The organism is Paenibacillus sp. J31P13, assembly GCF_056269295.1.
The window spans coordinates 48,570-68,117 of the sequence record NZ_JBWDNR010000012.1; the positions used below are offsets into that span (position 1 = coordinate 48,570).

The 19,548-nt window shown below is 41.5% G+C and carries 13 protein-coding genes; 4 read left to right on the forward strand and 9 right to left on the reverse strand.

Features of this window, described 5'->3' with window-relative positions; genetic code table 11:
* Positions 1-168 precede the first annotated feature (168 nt).
* The 4 genes from AC0YOD_RS25565 to AC0YOD_RS25580 all read right to left on the reverse strand — a co-directional run bounded on the left by AC0YOD_RS25565 (position 169) and on the right by AC0YOD_RS25580 (position 6,961).
* Complete coding sequence (locus tag AC0YOD_RS25565; protein ID WP_475802169.1) at positions 169-1,584, reverse strand: ABC transporter substrate-binding protein; 1,416 nt, start codon at positions 1,582-1,584, stop codon at positions 169-171.
* A gap of 156 nt (positions 1,585-1,740) precedes the next feature.
* Positions 1,741-3,432, reverse strand: a complete 1,692-nt coding sequence (locus AC0YOD_RS25570) for a type 2 periplasmic-binding domain-containing protein (RefSeq protein ID WP_475802170.1) — start codon at positions 3,430-3,432, stop codon at positions 1,741-1,743.
* A gap of 105 nt (positions 3,433-3,537) precedes the next feature.
* On the reverse strand, positions 3,538-5,145 hold the full coding sequence (locus AC0YOD_RS25575) for a response regulator transcription factor (RefSeq protein ID WP_475802171.1): 1,608 nt from the start codon (positions 5,143-5,145) through the stop codon (positions 3,538-3,540).
* Positions 5,126-6,961: a sensor histidine kinase gene (locus AC0YOD_RS25580; RefSeq protein WP_475802172.1), complete on the reverse strand. Its 1,836-nt coding sequence runs from the start codon at positions 6,959-6,961 to the stop codon at positions 5,126-5,128. Before AC0YOD_RS25580 ends, AC0YOD_RS25575 begins: the two co-directional genes overlap by 20 nt.
* A 226-nt stretch (positions 6,962-7,187) precedes the next feature.
* Between AC0YOD_RS25580 and AC0YOD_RS25585 the strand changes: the two genes are divergently transcribed.
* Both AC0YOD_RS25585 and AC0YOD_RS25590 read left to right on the forward strand, forming a co-directional pair.
* Positions 7,188-8,057, forward strand: coding sequence for an ABC transporter permease (locus AC0YOD_RS25585; protein ID WP_475802173.1), 870 nt, complete (start codon positions 7,188-7,190; stop codon positions 8,055-8,057).
* A 15-nt stretch (positions 8,058-8,072) separates the two neighbouring features.
* On the forward strand, positions 8,073-8,945 hold the full coding sequence (locus tag AC0YOD_RS25590; RefSeq protein WP_475802174.1) for a carbohydrate ABC transporter permease: 873 nt from the start codon (positions 8,073-8,075) through the stop codon (positions 8,943-8,945).
* A 112-nt stretch (positions 8,946-9,057) separates the two neighbouring features.
* Here the strand turns inward: AC0YOD_RS25590 and bglX are convergent, their stop codons facing one another.
* The gene (gene bglX / locus AC0YOD_RS25595) at positions 9,058-11,262 is read right to left on the reverse strand and encodes a beta-glucosidase BglX (RefSeq protein WP_475802175.1); all 2,205 of its coding nucleotides are present in this window, start codon (positions 11,260-11,262) and stop codon (positions 9,058-9,060) included.
* Positions 11,263-11,490: 228 nt separating this feature from the next.
* Here bglX and AC0YOD_RS25600 point away from each other — a divergent pair, with 228 nt between their 5' ends.
* On the forward strand, positions 11,491-12,474 hold the full coding sequence (locus AC0YOD_RS25600; protein WP_475802176.1) for a LacI family DNA-binding transcriptional regulator: 984 nt from the start codon (positions 11,491-11,493) through the stop codon (positions 12,472-12,474).
* Between the two features lie 1,810 nt (positions 12,475-14,284).
* Here the strand turns inward: AC0YOD_RS25600 and modA are convergent.
* A complete protein-coding gene (gene modA, locus AC0YOD_RS25605; protein ID WP_475802177.1) occupies positions 14,285-15,124 on the reverse strand; it encodes a molybdate ABC transporter substrate-binding protein in 840 nt (279 codons plus the stop codon).
* Between the two features lie 169 nt (positions 15,125-15,293).
* Between modA and AC0YOD_RS25610 the strand changes: the two genes are divergently transcribed.
* Positions 15,294-16,277, forward strand: a complete 984-nt coding sequence (locus AC0YOD_RS25610) for a substrate-binding domain-containing protein (RefSeq protein WP_475802178.1) — start codon at positions 15,294-15,296, stop codon at positions 16,275-16,277.
* A 78-nt stretch (positions 16,278-16,355) separates the two neighbouring features.
* On the opposite strand, the gene AC0YOD_RS25615 is transcribed toward AC0YOD_RS25610, so the two are convergent.
* The 3 genes from AC0YOD_RS25615 to AC0YOD_RS25625 form a co-directional block, all read right to left on the reverse strand.
* Positions 16,356-17,492, reverse strand: coding sequence for a 5-methyltetrahydropteroyltriglutamate--homocysteine S-methyltransferase (locus AC0YOD_RS25615; RefSeq protein WP_475802179.1), 1,137 nt, complete (start codon positions 17,490-17,492; stop codon positions 16,356-16,358).
* 145 nt (positions 17,493-17,637) lie between these two features.
* Positions 17,638-18,546: a LysR family transcriptional regulator gene (locus tag AC0YOD_RS25620; protein WP_475802180.1), complete on the reverse strand. Its 909-nt coding sequence runs from the start codon at positions 18,544-18,546 to the stop codon at positions 17,638-17,640.
* 23 nt (positions 18,547-18,569) lie between these two features.
* The gene (locus tag AC0YOD_RS25625; RefSeq protein WP_475802181.1) at positions 18,570-19,517 is read right to left on the reverse strand and encodes an alpha/beta hydrolase; all 948 of its coding nucleotides are present in this window, start codon (positions 19,515-19,517) and stop codon (positions 18,570-18,572) included.
* Between the last annotated feature and the right edge of the window lie 31 nt (positions 19,518-19,548).

The window sequence follows — 19,548 nt, forward strand, 5'->3', positions numbered from 1 at the left end:
ATGTATTTATTATATACAGCTATTAAAAAGAACGTCAACCCTAAATCTGCTAAAATCTAAAATTATGAAGGTGATCTAACTTTCCTGACCTTAATTAACTAAAACATTTCACACACAAAAGGCCGGACAGCACACACTGTCCAGCCTTTTGCATTTATTTTTATTCGTTTAGTCTTTTCGCGCTAGCTGACTATGCGCCTCTTCATTTGAGATCAAGCCTGCTATCTTCTCATTTAATGTCTTCTCATCGATCATATCTGACCAATATTCCTTCAGCCATTTCGTCAGCATTCTAAGATCCTTCATTTTCAGTTCCAAATCCCGATGATGTGCGAAGGAAGGCAGCATTTCTCGGAACATGGCATACCTAGACGGCTGTTTAACACTCGCCGTTGATGAACGGGCTGCAGATTCCTTACGAGCAGGTATACTGACCGTTTTGTCACGAATCAAGTTTTGCGCCGTCTCTGAAGAGAGGAAATCTACAAATCGCTTTGCTGCTTCCTTATGTTTGGAATGCTTCACCAAAGATACCCCAATGGATAGCAGCAGTGTCTTTTGGGGATCACCTCTTCGCAAGCTTGGAAGCGGACAAATGTCATACTCCAGCGGTAAATGTGCAAGCTCATTCAGGTTAAAGTAGGTACACAGGATGACAGATACCTGTCCATCCGCAAACAGCTGAATCGTCTCATCATTTCCATGAGCCCAATAGTTAGGGAATATATCTCGTTTACTAATTAACTCGTTTAACTTCGCCAACCCGTCCTTCATTTGTGCTTCCCGATTCCATTTACCATTTCTGTCGTTAGCACGGCTTCCCATTCCTTGTAGAAGAAATACGGAATAACGATTCTCCGATGTTGGCAAGAAGTACATGCCGTGTCTGCCGCTGGATTTCGAGAGCTGCTCTGAAGCAGACATCAAGTCATTCCATGTCCATGAGCTGTCCGGCTCTGATATACGCGCCTCTGCAAAATGATGCTTATTGTAGCAAAGAACGACAGGCGAGAATGAAACTGGCCTAGCATACTGAAGAGACTCAAATTCAAAGGCTTCCTCTGCAATGGGATAAAGCTGACCATCCGAATCCAGAGGCTCCAAAATAGGCGCCAAGCCCATTTCTGTCCACTCCTGGAATTGCGGACTGTTAAACGCGACGACATCCAGCAAGCCGTTGGATACGAGCTCCTCAGCGGATTGTACATAGCTGCTGTAGTTTAAGGAAATACGTCGAATATGGATGCCGGGATTGCGTTTGCTGAACTCCGCTATGAGCTCATCGATAAGAAAATCGGTTGTCAACGTCATGGAACAACCAAAATTAAGGGTTATCGATTCCTTCGCCCGCGGGGTTACCATACTGCCGACACGGTCAATCTTCACAATCAGCTGCTCTTCAACCAACTGATCTAGACCTTTACGAATGGATTTATTACTAAGCTCAAACTGCTTAGCTAGAGCACTCTCAGAAGGCAGATAAGTGCCTTCCTGCTTTATGCCGGTAATAATATCTGTACGAAGCACATTCACGAAATGGTCAAGACGATCTTGAAACGACGGTCGATCTGATTTATAACTCATGTATAACTCTCCTATATTTTCAAACATAGACATCAGCTATATTTTCGAACATTTTAGTATAGATGTCAACTATCAAAAAAAACAACGCTAACGATGCCATTGGCATGTTTAGCGTTGCTCTTTCATTTCTATTGAAGATTCAATCCACAAAATGTTTTATTTCGAAACGGATTGGAACCACTCATTAACTTCTTTTGTTACTTGCTCTCCACCGTTTTTCTTCCAGTTTGCAGCGAAAGTATCAAAAGCATCAACTGGCAATTGACCGTAAATAATTTTATTGAAAGTTTCCATTTCAGATTGACGCAGAAGATTCCATTTCGAAATCATTGTTTCTGTCGCAGCACCTGTGAAGTAGTTTTGTTTGCGAATGTCTAGTTGTGACATTACAACTTTCGCAGCATACCAGTTTTCCGGTTTACGGAACTCAGCTTGTTGCTTCTCGTAAGGTGTTTCTGGAGTAGCGCCATCAGCAAGTTTCACCAACGTACTCATGAACAGATCTGGAATACGAGCGGGACCTGTAATGAATGGGAAGGCATTGAAGTAATCTTTAATTTTGTCTTTATTGCTTGTTGGTTGACCGTCAATAACGTCCCAGTCAAAGCCTTTAGCAAAGCCATATTCAAACTCGCTGCCTGCTGCAGGATCAGCTAGGTTGTCTAGCAGGTAGTTATAGTAAAGGAAAATAGCTTCTGGATGCTTAGCATCTTTGTTAATCATAATACTAGAGTTAACGCCTGAGTTTTGCCATTTTGTTCCAATGTGGCCATCAGGACCAGCAGGAATTGCATAAGCTTTATATTTTGCAGTAGGTACGTTTTTCAGTAGATCTGGAGCTGGCCAATCCGGTACCCAGTTAGCGCCTGGCAATACGCCTGCTTCACCGCGTGTCCAGATTTCAGCTGATTTACCTTCATCCCAAAGTGCGGAATCCGCATGAATATAACCTTTATCCATCCATTCATTCAGTTTCGCAAGTGCTTGTTTAGCTCCTGGATTAACGGAACCATATTCAAGGTTGCCATCAGCATCCTTATTCCATTGCTCTTGAACGGCACCGTATGCACCGAATAACCAGTCCAATCCGCCCATCCAAGTGTTAGTTGCTGATTTCAAAGAAATCGCAAGCGGGAATACCTTCTCAGGCTTCAAGCCATCTGGATTCTGATTTTTAAATTTATCCATAATATTTTCTAGATCAGCGATTGTTTTAGGAGCTTCCAGGTTCAGCTTCTCCATCCAATCTTCACGCAGCCATAGAAGCGTATCATCATTGTCCGTGTACTCAAGAATTGGCATATTGTATTTCTTGCCGTCTCTTGTGAACGGATACCATAATTCCGGATGAGCAGCAGAGTGGTCTTTCAAGATTTTGTTAGCATACTTATCAAACAACTCATCGATAGCAATAAATTGGCCTGAATCGATCAATTGATTCGTCAATACACGGTCATTTGGCACTTGTACGAAATCCGGCAGCTTCTCGCCTGAAGTGATAGCAAGCTGTAGATTTTGTAGTTTTTGAGCGTCATTAGCCGGGTACCAGTTGTCTTTATACTTAATACCGAGAGTTTCTAGCATCCAACGGTCATGAACGTTATTTTCTTTCGTTTCGCCTTGAAGATAATCTCTTGGCATAAGGATTGTACTAATTTCAATTGGCGGATCATATTTGCCTTTTTCAAAAGCGATATCTGCTTCGCTTTTTTCAGTCGCGCCGTTCGTTGGAGCATCTGTCGCTTTTGAAGCATTTTTGTTCCCAGCTCCATTATTACCGTTGCAAGCTGTGATCACCATGAGTGCTACGATCGCGAGCAGCAACCATGTTTTTTTGAAGTTACCCATCTTTGATCTCCCCTTAAAGTTGAATCTTACAGGTGTAACTTTACCAATTAATCAGGGAAGGTATCTATATGACTTTTTTAGTTTCGATAGGACTCTGTTATGTTGTTAATTACTATCCCTATATTCCTGCGGTGTTACACCAAACTGGCGTTTAAACACTTTTATAAAGTACGCAGGGTCCAAATAGCCTATTTCCATGCTAACTTCATATACCCTTTTACTGGATGTTTTCAGCACATGACATGCCCGCTCCATACGCAAACGGAACACGTAATCACTAATTCCTTCACCTGTTTCAATCTTATATATTTTAGATAAATGCGTTGGATGCAAGTTCACATGATCAGCCAGTACGCGCAGCGAAACATCGTGATGCAAATTTTTCTCCGCATACTCCTGCGTCTTCTTCACATACAGGGAACGTATATCTTTGATTTCATTGGATGTTCCTTCTTTCAGTTTGCTGAGCACACCGAGTGACCATTTGCGAAGCTTGCTGATGGAGGAGAACGCTTCTCCGCTTTGCAGCTGTTCCATATCCGTTCCCAGCAGCTTAGTGAGCGAATGACCATTACGATGCGAGAGATGCGTAAAGGAAGATGCGATTACAAACCCCGCCTCCATACAATGTTCCCATGATTCATTCCATTTATCTTCAAGCTCGGCGCATATGCTCATGAGCTTATCTTCCGCCGCGTCCCAGCGTCCTGCCTCGAGCAGGCTGCCTAATGCCGGCGGCATATAGAGCGTATCCAATGGTCCTTGGGAGCCGTTCTCATCTAAGTTGCCTACTCGCATAACAAATTCACGTTCGTCTCCAACGATTTGACGGAAATAATTGAACGCTTGTCTATATTGATCCAGAAGCGTTTGGGGGAACTGGAACCATTCCGTTATAACAATAGACAGAGATCCCCTAAGAAACTGCTTCACTTTATGCTGCAGCTGCAAAGCAAGCTTCTCCAAAACCACTTCCTTACCAATATGAGCTTTATCTGACTTTAACTGGAGAAGGAAAACAAGATATCCATACTCATCTTTGACACCCCAAACCTCCATAAACTCGCCGATAATCTCTTCAGCCATATTAATAATCGCATACTCCATAAGCTGCTGACCGTTATACTTATACTCTCCGAAATCATCCTCCATTCGGACAAGCAGCAGCGCACAATCCCCTTTTACGAATGGCAATCCGTAGTTTTCGAGCTTCCGACTCCATTCGTCATCTGACATTTGATGACCACGCAATGCGTCCTGAAGCAGTTGACCTCGCAGAAGCGGAAGGTTCTCCCGAAGGGTGTATTGGGTACGTTCCAATGAGCTAATGCTTTCATATTCAGCATTCAATTGTTCAATTGCAGCTTCGACCGCACCGTATAATTCTTGATCAGTCGGCGGCTTAAGCAAATAGCTTACTGCTTGATGCTGAACTGCTTTTTGAGCATACTCAAAATCTGAATGACCCGATAATATAATGAATTTTATTCTTTTATCATGGGAACGAACCCGTTCCAAAAGCTCCATTCCTGTCATTTCAGGCATCAAAATATCCGTTATAACAATATCTATTGGATTCATTGCTATGATTTGTAGTGCTTCATTTGCCGAATATGCTTTATGAACCTGCTCTATGCCGAGCTTCTCCCAAGATTTGTGCATGGCTAAGTTCTCTACCCAGTGTACCTCATCGTCAACTATGATCATTTGCATCGTGTGCATCTCCTTGTTTGGCGGGATATTTATAATGTGCTTCTATGGCTGCGATCTCCCAAACAATTTCAGTTCGAAAGCCTCCTAGAGGTGATTTCATAAAATTTATATAGGAATGGTTTCCAAACTGATGAATGATTCGCTGATTCGTATTCCAAAGGCCGCAGCCCATCTCCTCTTGCAGAGGCTCCTTCATTTTTGCATTTAATGCATCAAACACATCTGAATTCGTCTCCGGACCGTCATCATCAATATAAATTTTGCAAAATCCTTCTGACATTTCGCTGCTAATACGAATTTCACCTGACGAATATGATTTTGCTACCCCATGAATGACGGCATTCTCAACGATGGGCTGCAGCATCAAACGCGGAACACTCTGCTTCAACATTTCCTCGGAAATATCAATATGATAATCAATTCTGCCATTGCGAAGCTTTTGGATATCTAGGTAATTAACCAGTAAACGAACTTCTTCACCCAAAGTCGCGGTGTCCTTTTCCATTCGTGTCGTATAACGGTAGTAAGCGCTTAAATTATAAGCCATTGATACGACTGCTTGCTCGTCTTTCATTTGTGCCATATTAATAATATAACCAAGACAGTTATACAAAAAATGCGGATTAATTTGTGCTTGCAGCTGCTTTAACGTAGCTTCCCGCGAACGGAGACTTTCTTTGAGCACATTTTCAATTAAATCTTCAATTTGATGCGACATATCATTAAACCGGTAAAACAAAAATGCAAACTCATTATTATCATTGGAATGAAGCCTTACCGAATAGTCTCCGCGTTGCACACGCCGCAAGCCATCAATTAGTTTACGTATCGGACGTTGAACATTACGGTACAGCAAAATGGATGATGAAATACCAACAACAAATAACAGAAGCATCGACAGATAGAATAAATTGCGGCTGAATGATATCGGTCCCATCAAATGATCAAGCGGAACAGCATCAACCAAATGCCAATTCAAGTGAGGAGATCTAATTGAGCTTACTAAATAATTTTTGCCTGCCAATTTCACAACCTGCTGCGTTGTATCTTCTAAATTCTGTTTGTCTAAATAATGAATTAACTCATCTGCTAATACCTTATCCGCACTCCGATTCAGAATGGTCTCATCACCCTTATGATAGAAAATAGGCTCGCCTCTCCCACCCGCTTTATAGGAATCTAGCATATTTTGAATATTTTCATTGCCAAAGCTGGCTTCAATGACTAGATTGCTTCCTGTCAATGTTCCCTGCTGGGTTAATGCATCCGTATAAAACCAATAAAAAGCTTTTTGTCCTTGAGAGGATACGGGATCTCCATCACCATAAGTCCATTTCCCGCTCATATTCCTCTTTAGATACTCCTCGCTATATCCATTCGTATTATTGTAATTAGAAAGGACGTCCTTATTATGCTGTGAATGAACCGTATATCTAGCTGGCCATATATCCATGACACCTGATTGAAGCGCCATCTTCTCCTGCATAACAAATCTTGTCTGCATGCGGTCATATCGATCTTCCCAAATATTAAGTCCGTTGAATTTCTGTACATTAGGGTCTTTCGAGAAAGTCATCGTAAAATCCATCATCTGGTTAATACGAGAATCAATTTGAATGGACAAAAAACCCAACTGCTTCGTACTGGATGCCTGAAGCTCATTACTTACAACATCGAAAGCGATGTTATTGGAATAAGTGAAAATGAAGATAATGGGTATGAATAATATGACGATCAATCCATTTATCTTGGCAAATAAACTAAATCTGGAATTGATCCTTTTTTTCACAAAAGAAATGCCGCTATTCCGCTCCATTATGAATTCCTCCGTATGATGATTCCTAATAAAAACATATCAATCCCTAACATTGTCATATAGTCCAGTGGCAGAAGCGCCTGTTACTATATATATCAGAGATTCTCATTATACACTAAACAATTTTTGACGGGAGAGAGCTATGGACGAAAATACTGTACGGCAGGTGAGCCTTAAGAAACCGAACCACCGCAAAGGGAGTAAAAGCGGATATAAGCAACCCTGGATGTTGCATTTAATGGTGTTGCCCGCTGTCATTTTAGTAATTATTTTTTCTTATATACCAATGACTGGTATCATTATGGCATTTCAAGATTATAAATCCTCACTGGGGATAACGGGTTCCCCATTTGTAGGCTTAAAGCATTTTACGTATATGCTTAAAAATGACTATTTCCTGCAAATTACAATGAATACCCTGTTTTTTGCTTGTGGGAAAATTATTATGAACTTAACTATTCCAGTTATCTTCGCCATACTATTGAACGAAATTAGACAAATGGGCTTCAAACGATCCATTCAAACGCTCGTCTACCTTCCTCACTTCCTTTCTTGGGTGACGCTGTCAGGCATATTGATTGATTTACTCGCCCAAACTGGTTTCGTAAATCAAATTCTTACTTTCCTATTTGGAATTAAACCAATCTTCTTCCTAGGAGACGGCAGCTGGTTCCGATTTACGATTATCGCCAGTGATGTATGGAAAGAGTTTGGATTTAATACAATCGTTTTCCTTGCCGCACTATCCAGCATCAGCCCAGCTCTATATGAAGCTGCTGAAGTGGATGGCGCTGGACGATGGAAGCAAACGATGAATATTACTTTGCCTTCCATTATTCCGATGATCATTGTTGTAGGAACATTAGCACTCGGAAACGTCATGAGCGGAAGCTTTGACCAAGTGTTTAACTTATATAATCCATTGATCTATCAACAGGGTGATATCATTGATACCTTCGTATATCGTGAAGGTCTGCTTAGCGGGCAGTTCAGCTTTGCTACAGCAGTTGGTCTGTTCAAATCTGTAATCAGTATCACTTTGATTATCATTTCATATCGATTCGCTTATAAATTCGCAGGGTACCGAATCTTCTAGAAAGGGTGACCACTCATGTACCATAAAACGCTGCCTTATCGTATTTTCAATGTGTTTAACTATATCTTATTGGCCACTGTCGCACTTCTTTGTATGCTTCCCTTGTATCACTTGCTCATGGTATCCTTGAGCTCAGCCGCTCCGGCAAATGCGGGGTTGGTTACGTTATGGCCGATTGGCTTTACAGTTGAAGCCTATGCCAAAACGTTCGGCAATGCCAACTTCCTTTCGGCTCTAGAAGTATCTCTCATAAGGACTATTTTGGGAACAGCGCTTGCCATGTTGGTTAACACGGTTGCTGCTTATGCATTATCCAAAGAAACACGAATCTTCCGTCTTCGTAACGCCTACATTTGGTTTTTCGTTGTGACGATGCTCTTCAACGGCGGGTTAATTCCAAGCTATATTTTGATTCTGAAACTCGGACTGATGAATTCAATATGGGCACTTATCCTTCCAGGAATGGTTTCTGTCTATAACCTCATTCTTCTGCTTAACTTCTTCAGAAGCGTTCCGAAGGAGCTTGAGGAAGCTGCCTTTATTGATGGCGCAGGTCAATTACGAACATTCTTCAGCATTTATTTACCGGTTTCTATGCCTGCCATTGCGACGATTTCACTGTTTATTATGGTTGGACATTGGAACTCCTACTTTGACGGACTCATCTACATCAGAAATGCTGAGCGATTACCACTTGCAAGCTTCATGCAAACCATCATCATTCAGGCAGATATGACGAAGTTTGATCCAGCTATGGTAGCTAATCTATCTAAACGAACTATAATAGCTTCACAGATCTTTATCGGCGCATTGCCTATATTGATGGTCTATCCCTTCCTGCAAAAATTCTTTGTTAAAGGTATTGTTGTTGGAGCGGTTAAGGAATAGCAAATATGTTCGTAAAATAAGTTTCGCAAAAGAGAAACGCCTCAGAAGGCGTTTCTCTTTTGCGTTTATTTTGTTATGAGGTCAGAAGTTTCACCTTCTGACCTCATTGCTATTATTTTACTAACTTGAATGTGTGTGCTGTGTTTTGCTTGCTGTTCGGACCAACGAAAGCCACGAAAGTTCCTGCATCGCTGTAATGCTTGAGATCAGAGTGATAATAACGCAATTGTTCCTCTGTTAGCGTGAATTCGATTTCTTGCGTCTCTCCCGGTTGAAGCGTTACCTTGCGGAAGCCCTTCAATTCTTTAACCGGACGAACAACCTCACCTGATACATCTCTTACGTAGAACTGAACCGTTTCTTCGCCAGCGACAGTTCCTTTATTCGTCAACTTGACTGTAAGCGTAAGTGATTGCTCTTGCGTCATCGTATCCGAGGAAATCTGTGATTCGCCGTATTGGAAATCGGAATAGCTTAAGCCGAAACCGAAAGGAAGCAGCGGCTCATTAGGAATATCTAGATATTGCGATACGTAACGAACTTGTGCGTCTGGAGCACCTTGAGGACGGCCAGTATTGAAAGCATTATAATAAACAGGAATTTGACCAACACTATATGGGAATGACATCGTCAAACGGCCGGACGGATTAGCATCACCGAACAACAAATCGGCTACTGCAAGCCCGCCTTCGCTACCAGGGAACCATGCTTCTAGAATAGCATCCGCTTCCTCATATACACCGTGCAGATCAAGTGGACGACCATTAAATAGAACAACGACAATCGGTTTTTGAAGTGTTTTCACTTTACGGATAAGCTCTAGCTGAACCTCAGGCAGCTGAATATTCGCACGGCAGCCAGCCTCACCGCTCATGTCTGAATGCTCACCTAGTGCTAGAACGATAACATCAGCATCTTTCGCAGCCTTTTGAGCTTCCACCCATTGGTTTTCTGTTGCCGTTTCAATATCACAGCCATCAGCTGTGAACAGATTTCCGGATGCAGTCAGCTTCCCTTTGATTGCTTCTGCTACCCGAACTACAGCATCCTTAGAGCCTGTCCAAGACCAAGGACCAAGCAAATCCCCGCTTTGAGCAAATGGACCAATGACAGCAATCTTCTGCTCTGGACGAAGCGGCAGGACGCCTTCATTTTTCAATAGCACGCATGATTTTACAGCTAGCTCTCGTGATACCTCGCGATGGGCGTCACAGAATACAACTTCCTTCTCACGTTCAGGATCAGCAGCTCGATAAGGGTTCTCGAATAAGCCAAGCTTTTCTTTAAGAGTCAGAATACGAAGCACGGCTTCATCAATAAGAGCCACATCCACTTCATTTTTCTCTACGAGTTCCTCTAGATTTTTGGAATAGCAGGTCGTCATCATTTCGATGTCTACTCCTGCACGGATCGCTTTTAATGCCGCCTCGGCTTCATCTTCAGCAATACCATGAGCAATTAATTCCTTAACTGCTCCCCAGTCAGAGATTAGAATGCCGTCAAAGCCCCATTCCTCACGAAGCAGATTACGCATTAGCTTTTCATTACCAGTTGCCGCAATGCCGTCTACCGTGTTGAATGACGTCATAACCATCTCACAGCCCTCATCAAGAGCAGCTTTGTAAGCTGGCAAATAGAACTCGCGAAGCTGACGCTCCGACATATCAACGGTGTTGTAGTCACGGCCAGCTTCAGCAGCACCATATGCAGCAAAATGCTTCACGCAAGCTGCAACTCTATCGTTGTCACCTGCAAGATTCGTTCCTTGAAAACCGCGAACGAACGCCCGAGCGAATTGTGTATTCAAGTATGGGTCTTCACCTGTCGATTCCATAACCCTGCCCCATCTTGGATCACGAACTAGATCCACCATCGGCGCATAAGTAACATGTACACCTGATATAGAAGCTTCCTTCGCTGCAATCTCTGAGCTTAGCTCTGCCAGCTCTAGATTCCATGAGCAACCGATTGCCAGCGGCACTGGGAAGATCGTCTTAAAACCATGTACGATATCCGCCATCATAAGCAAAGGAATACCGAGACGGTTATTTTGCAAATGCGTACGTTGAACATTGATCGTCTCTTGCGCTCCTGCCATACCAAGCACGGAACCTGAATTATGAACCGTCTCCTCCGTTATACCAAGCTCGTTCATGGGACCTGTAATTAGCCCGTCGCCATCTGCTCCTTCAAAGAATGGAACAGCCAGCTGAAGCAGCTGTGAGATTTTTTCGGAAAGCGTCATTTGCTCCAGCAATTCATTTATGGATGAGCGTCCTTTTGATGGGTCTGAAGCTGTGTTTATCGGATTAGACATAATATTTTACTACCTCCTAATAATAATGTACGATTCAATCGAAACGTTTCGATTCGTTCCTTTTTTGATTATAAATCTGTGTTAATTCGAAGTCAAACGTTAATTATCGATTAGAATATTGGACCAAATTGAAGTTGCGTACGTTTTCAAAATGCTGTAAAGTAGAAATCGAAACGTTTCACTGGAAACTGTTCAATTCATGCAGGATTTACGAGAGGAGTAAGAACGGTGGCTAGTATTAAGGATATCGCCAAGCTGGCAGGTGTTTCCATATCGACAGTTTCTTACGCTCTTAATGGAAGCAATAAAGTAACGGAAGAAACGACTGCAAGGATTTTAAAAATAGCTAATGAATTAAATTACGTGCCAAATGCTGCTGCTAGGTCACTCAAGAAAAGACAATCCAACATTATTGGAATCTTCTTAACTGATTTTAATGGCAATTTCTATGGGGAACTACTACAGGGTGTAAAAGAAACGCTTAACCGGTTTAACTACGATCTCATCGTATGCAGCGGCCTACAGTCGCATCGCATGATTCCTGAGAGACTGATCGATGGTGCAATCATTCTAGATGAAACCTTTTCTAATGATGCGCTGCTCAAATATGCAGATCAAAATCATAAGCTGGTCGTTCTGGACCGCGAGTTGAACCATATTAATATCAATCAGGTTTTACTGGATAATAAAGCTGGCTCTACTCTAGCAATGGATTACCTGCTGGAGCAAGGTCACAATAAGATTTACGCCATTACGGGACCAAAAGGCTCCTATGATGCCAATCAACGACTGCTGCCTGTCAAACAAGCCGTGGAACGTAATCCTCATCTCGAATATATTGAAATTCATGGTAATTTCGACAAAGCTTCCGGTCAAGCAGCTGCTAAGCAAATTGCTGAACAGTATACGGAGCCAGCTGCTGTCTTCTGCCTTAATGATGAGATGGCGATTGGTTTATATAATGAACTGAAAGACAACACGACACTGATCATAGGGGAACATATTCATCCTATTGGCTTTGATAATATTGAACTAAGTCAATATGTGACCCCTAGACTAGCTACAATTGATTACTCGATGCGCAAATGGGGCGCTTTAGCCTCCGAACAGCTTCTGAAAATGATTGAAGGTAAGCCCATTGATCATGAGAGAATCTATGTAACACTGATAAAGGGCGAATCCGTTAATAAAGGGCCCCAGGCAAAAATGTAATTCCCCCTAGTGGAGTATTACCGCATACTGCTGCGTCCAATTACGTATAGTAGTTCCGCATATTGCTGCATTTCGTTTTTATGAGTAACTATAGTGTTAAAACGACTTACTGCTACATCTAATTAAGTATCGTACTCCCGCTTATTGCTGCATTTCGTTTTTATGAGTAACTTTAGTGTTAAAACGACTTACTGCTGCATCCAATTACGTATAGTAGTTCCGCTTATTGCTGCATTTTGTTTTTATGAGTAACTTTAGTGTTAAAACGACTTACTGCTACATCTAATTACGTATCGTACTCCCGCTTATTGCTGCATTTCGTTTTTATGAGTAACTTTAGTGTTAAAACGACTTACTGCTACATCTAATTACGTATCGTACTCCCGCTTATTGCTGCATTTCGTATTTATGAGTAACTACAGTGTTAAAACGACTCACTGCTGCATCTAATTACGTATAGTAGTTCTGCTTATTGCTGCATTTCGTTTTTATGAGTAACTATAGTGTTGAATATTGAAATTAATCAAAAATTGCAACAGAATTTTGTTGTCATAGTTTCAATTATTGAAATAATACCGACAAATTGGACTGTGGTAGAAGCATTATGAGGGGTTAGTTTCACTTTTTGACACTAAGCAAGCCTCTGGCAGCCAAATGACTGCGTTAGTTTCATCATATGAAATTAATTTATACAATTGTGAATTGTATAGTGTAGGCGACTTACTGCTGTGTCCAAGTACGTATAACAGTACCGGATAATAGCATATATGACTTACTTCTGTATCCAAATACGTATAAAACTACTGGTTTATAGCCTATATAGCTTACTGCTACATCCCATTACGTATAGTAGTCCCGCATATTGCTGCATTTCGTTTTTATGAGTAACTTTAGTGTTGAATATTGAAACTAATCAGAAAATGCATTTTAATTTCACTGTTGTAGTTTCAATTATTGAAATAATATCGACCTATTGGACCTCGGTAGAAGCAATACAAGGGTGCTAGTTTCACTTTTTGAAACTAAACAACCATCTAGCAGCCAAATGACTGCGTTAGTTTCATCATATGAAATTAATTTATACAATTGTGAATTGTATAGTGTAGGCGACTTACTGCTGTGTCCAATTACGTATAACAGTACGTATAACAGTACCGGATGATAGCATATACGACTTACTTCTGTGTCCACATACGTATAAAACTACTGGATTATAGCCTATACAACTTGCTGCTGCATCCCATTACGTATAGTACTCCCGCTTATTGCTGCATTTCGTTTTTATGAGTAACTTTAGTGTTGAATATTGAAATTAATCATAAAATTCAAAGGAATTTCACTGTCGTAGTTTCAATTATTGCAATAATACAGAGCAATTGGACTACGGTAGAAGCATTACGAGGGTGCTAGTTTCACTTTTTGAAACTAAGCAACCCTCTGGCAGCCAAATGACTGCGTTAGTATCATAATATGAAATTAATATAGTCAACTGCCAAATTTATAGCATAGATGATTTACTTCTATATCTGCTGCGTCCAAATACGTATAGCAGTACCAGATTATTGCATAGATGGCTTACTGCTGTGTCCAAATATGTATATAACTACTGGTTTATAGCATATACGACTTACTGCTGCATCCAATTACTTCGTATAGTATAGAGTTTTGCTTTTAGCAGTAAAGGAATTTAAATAAAAAGACAAGAAAAAGAGCCACTAGAAGCGATTCTAGCGGCTCTTTACTATTTACCAGAGAGTTATGTACACTCCCTCACATTATTATATTTATCTAACACTCCAAATGAGAAACCTTATTGCGAAATGGAGAATCCGTATTTTTTAAATACGTCTAATGCTTCATCCGTCTGAAGAAACGCGTAAAACGCTTTGGCTTCTTCACTATGTTTGGTGGCTTTCACAATTCCGATTGGATAATTCACCGGTGAATAGCTGCTTGCGTCAACGTCAAAAGCAATTTTCACTTTAGAAGACGTTAAAGCATCCGTTTTATATACAAATCCCAAATCCGCATTGCCTGTTTCTACGTATTGCAGCACTTGCCGTACGTCCTTGGCTTGTACCATTTTCGCTTGCAAGCTATCCCATAGTTTTGCATTCGTTAAAGCTTCTTTCGCATAATTCCCCGCAGGTACACTCTCAGGGATACCAATTGCGATGATCTTCAACTCGGCTTTCTCCAGATCTTGCTCACTGGCAATGTTCGAATCGGAATCATGTGGCACTACTGCAACAAGCTCGTTTGCCAGCAGATTTTGCTGCTCTCCGCTATCAATCAATCCTTTATCGACCAACGCTTTCATATTTTTAGTTGCAGCTGACAAAAACAAATCAGCTGGCGCGCCTTGCTCAATTTGCTGCTGTAGAGCTCCCGATGCGCCAAAATTAAAAACAAGCTTAATATTGCTGGATTTTGATGCGTAAATCTTCTGAATTTCACCCAAAGCATCTGTCAGGCTTGCAGCAGCTGAAATCGTCAGCTCTACTGATTCTACAGAGGCTTCACTTGTTCCAACGGGTGATTCTGAACTCTGATTTTTATCAGAATTCACATTACTTCCACAAGCACTCAATACAATCGACAACATCAAAATCACTGAAATCCACAAACTACCTTTACCTAATTTGAACATATGACTTCCTCCATCTCTCTATCTAGTTATATCTAGTTATAATTAGTTTTCATTATACTTACTTTCTCTATGAATTGTAAACGGAAAACATGCAAAAGCCTCCCGTACAAAGGTATGCTACAATGAAACTATATAATTTGAGATGGAACCTTCTATGAGGAGGCAAGGAATGTCACAAGAAATTTCTTATACAACAGAAGAAATATCAAAGCTTTTAAAGATTTCCAAGCTTACAGTCTATGATTTGATCAAAAAAGGCGAGTTAACCTCGTACAGAGTGGGCAAGCAGATGCGAGTTGATGCGTCGGATCTAGAATCGTACAAGCTTAGAAGCAAAGGCGCACAAGCTCAAGCACAAACACAAGCTCAGATTCGTCCTGAACCGCAGACACAAGTGAATTTTACACCTTCTAATGTCAGCCATAGCATGCGTCCACTTGTTATAACCGGTCAAGATATGAGCCTTGATATATTAGCCAAGCATTTGGAGAAAAATACGTCTGGATTTAGGCCGTTACGCTCCTATGCCGGCAGTCTCGACAGCTTGATAAGCATGTATAAGGGTGAATCTGACATTGTCAGTACCCATCTCTTGGATGGTGATACAGGTGAATACAATCTTCCTTATGTCAGCAAGCTTCTAGTAGGCATTCCTTATATGGTCGTTCATTTACTTTCGAGAAAAGCCGGTTTTTATGTAGCAAAAGGAAATCCGCATAACATTCATACATGGGCTGATTTAAATCGTTCAGGCCTGCGCTTCGTCAACCGCGAGATAGGATCAGGCGCTCGTGTTTTACTCGATGAACAGCTTCGACTTCATGGGATCAAAACCGAGCAGCTAACTGGGTATGACCATGTACAGACCAATCACTTGTCTGTAGCAGCTAAGGTATCCTCAGGTGAAGCAGATGTTGGGGTTGGTATAGAGAAAACAGCTTCAATCGTTGATCAAATAGACTTCATTCCATTGATTCATGAACGCTATGATCTTGTGATGATCAAAAAACCGGAAAATCAAGCGTGGATTCATGCTCTGATGCTCATTCTACAATCCAAAAACTTCAAACAAGAGCTTGGGGCAATTGCAGGCTATGATCTTTCACTTACCGGACAAATTTTATTTGAAAGTGGATCAAAATCCTTCTATTAAAAGCGAATAACCACTTTGATGGTGAAATCAAAAATCCCTCGTCCAAAATTATGGACAAGGGATTTTTTATTCAATGAATTATTTCCAAATCTCATCAGCAATTTCTTTAATGAAAGCAAGTTTTTCCCACTGTTGTTCTTCCGTTAAAATATTTCCCTCTTCCGTAGAGGCGAATCCGCATTGCGGGCTAAGGCAAATATGGTTGATATCAACGATCTCAGCAGCTTCCTTAATCCGGCTAATAATCTCCTGCTTATCTTCCAGTTCACCATTTTTTGAAGAGAACAAGCCTAGCACTACCTGCTGATCCTTCAATGCTTTAAGAGGTGTAAAATCTCCAGCACGATCTGTATCAAATTCCAAGTAATAACCGTCAATGTTATCGATGTTGAATAGGGCTTCCGCTACAGGCTCATAACCGCCGGAGGATGCCCATGTTGAGTGATAGTTACCTCTGCAAACATGGGTCGTAATAATTAAATCGGACGGCAGATTGGCGATAGCCACTTGATTAACACGGGCATACAATGCCACGATCTCATCAACACTAACTCCCTCTTGCTGCCTTGCCTCCCAGTAGTTCTTGTCACAGAGCATACCCCATGTGCAATCATCCAGCTGCAAGCTGCGGCAGCCTGCATCATAAAAAGCAAGAATGGCAGCATGGTATGCGCTAGAAATGTCAGCCGCAAGCTCATCCGTATTGCTATAATAGGCTTCCGTGCTTGCCTTATTCTCACCGCGCTGCAGCTCTGCAAGGAATTGCGCAGGAGCAGGAATTGTCTGACGAGCAATGACTTCTTCACCGGCAACTTCCTTCAAAAATTTGAAGTCTTCTACAAAGGGATGAGTAGAGAAACCGATTTTCCCAGTCAAGCTCGCTGTCTCCGCTCTTGTCTCGATCCCTTGGAATTGGTAGCCCTTTTCAAGATTAACCTTCTCTACACCATCAAGGCCCCACATAAAATCAAGATGCCACCAGGAGCGTCTAAATTCGCCATCCGTTACTGCCTTTAATCCTACAAGTTTTTGCTTCTCTACCAGCTTGATAATCTCTTGATCCTCAATCTTCTTTAATTCATTCGCAGAAATTTCATTCTTCTGAAACTGGCTTCTTGCATCCTTAAGCACCTGCGGTCGCAGGAAGCTGCCTACTGTATCATATCTAAAAGGAGTTACCGTTCTCTGCTCTGCACGCTCTACTGTTTTAGTCATTTGTATGATCTCCTTTAGCTTTTATTATTTTTTCTTCGCTAAAAGAAAGATACCATGAACGTTTAGTTATAGTGTAACTCCAAAAACCTATATCTAGATATAGCCCAAAGCTATAGCATTAAAAATGCTCATCATCATAATTAACTTACTGTTTACTCCCTGTAGCCTCCTGAAGCTTCTCAACATAAGCGCTTGCCAGCTTGGATAGTGCTACGTTTTTATGACAAATCCAGCCCACGTTAATGGTTTCATCACATGCCAAGGGAACAGGAATAATATCATTGCCATTCAAATCAGAACTAAGTACTCCTGTTGAAATCGTATAGCCGTTCAAGCCAATCAATAGATTAAAGAGCGTTGCCCGATCGTTAACACGAATGCTTTTGGGATGAGACAGCGTACTAAGAATCTCCTCTGAGAAGTGAAAGGAATTATATTCTCCTTGTTCAAATGACAGGTAAGGATAGTTTTGCAGCTGATCGATCGTGACCATTGATTGCTTCGCTAATGGATTGTTTTTACTGATGAAAATATGCGGTTCGGCCGTAAATAAGCTGCTAAATTTCAAATTTGCCGCTTCAAGCAGTTTATTAATAACTTTTGAATTAAATTCATTGAGATACAGTACGCCAATTTCACTATGCAAGCTTTTAACATCCTCAATGATTTCAAAAGTTTTCGTCTCACGCAAAGCCAATTCATATTCATCATGCCCATGCTCTCGAACCAGATTTACAAAGGCATTTACTGCAAAAGCATAATGCTGAGTCGATACGGCAAAATGCTGCGGGGAAGGCTTCGCGTCCAAATAGCGGTTCTCCAGCAGCTCTGCTTGTTCAACGACTTGCCTAGCATAGCCAAGAAACTCTGCCCCCTCCATGGAGAGAGAAATCCCTTTATTGGAACGATTAAATATCATTATTCCGAGCTCTTCCTCCAAGTCTCTTATCGCATTTGATAGGCTGGGCTGGGATATAAATAAACGTTTGGCTGCTTCATTCATCGAGCCGCGATTAGCTACCTCAATGACATACTTCAATTGTTGTAAAGTCACTTGCTCTTATCCTCCCTAGTCCATTACTCAATCGTGAAATTTACAGCTTCATTTTGGGTTTCTGCTAGTCTTGTGCACACAAAACCAGCAATATTAGAAATGGCGGCTTGCGCCTCTGGCAGCATGTAAGCCAACAAATGAAATACACTCCACATATTGTCCCATACTTCCAGCGTAACTGCGACCCCCGCAGCTCGAGCTCGCTCATCTAAACGTGTAGAATCACTTAATAATACCTCATGATCCCCAACATGGATAAATAAAGGCGGCAGTCCACTCAAATTCATTCTTAATGGTGACAACAAAGGAATAGTCCCCATCTGATTCCCTAAATAAATATCTCGAATTCGTTTATTTCCTTCCAAGCTGCCCGTTGGATCTAGCTTCGATCGACTCCTGTAAGATTCACCATCCAAATGAATGAGGTCGGTATGCGGTGAAATAAGAAATGCACCTGCGGGAAGTTCTTCAACGTTATCACGAAGAGAAATAAGCGTCATAAGCGCTAAACTCGCCCCGACCGAATCTCCCCCAAACATGATATTACATGCTTGATATCCATTAGCAAGCAACCACCTATAGGCACTCAAGCAATCCTCGTTTGCAGCAGGATACGGATGTTCAGGTGCAAGACGATAATCTAGGGTTAACACCTTTATTCCGCTGGTTTTTGCTATTCTTGCAGTCAGATCACGATAAAACGAGGGAGTGCCTGAAAAAAATCCACCACCATGGAAATAAAGAATGGCTTGATCTTCATTTCCATGAGTAGCTTCCGTGGGACTAACCCACTCGCCGCTCATATAATCTATCGTTATTTTTTCAACAATAATATCCGAATGCTTTGGAAAATTCGCTTCAGAGTGAGCCATTTCTTCTCGGATCTGCTCTACTGATTTACTTCCAACCCCACTCGTCTGTTTCAAATAATTTTTAATCGCTGACAGCTGTTCCACACATGTCTTTTCCATGTTTTTCCCTCCTACTGGTTATACGGTTAGC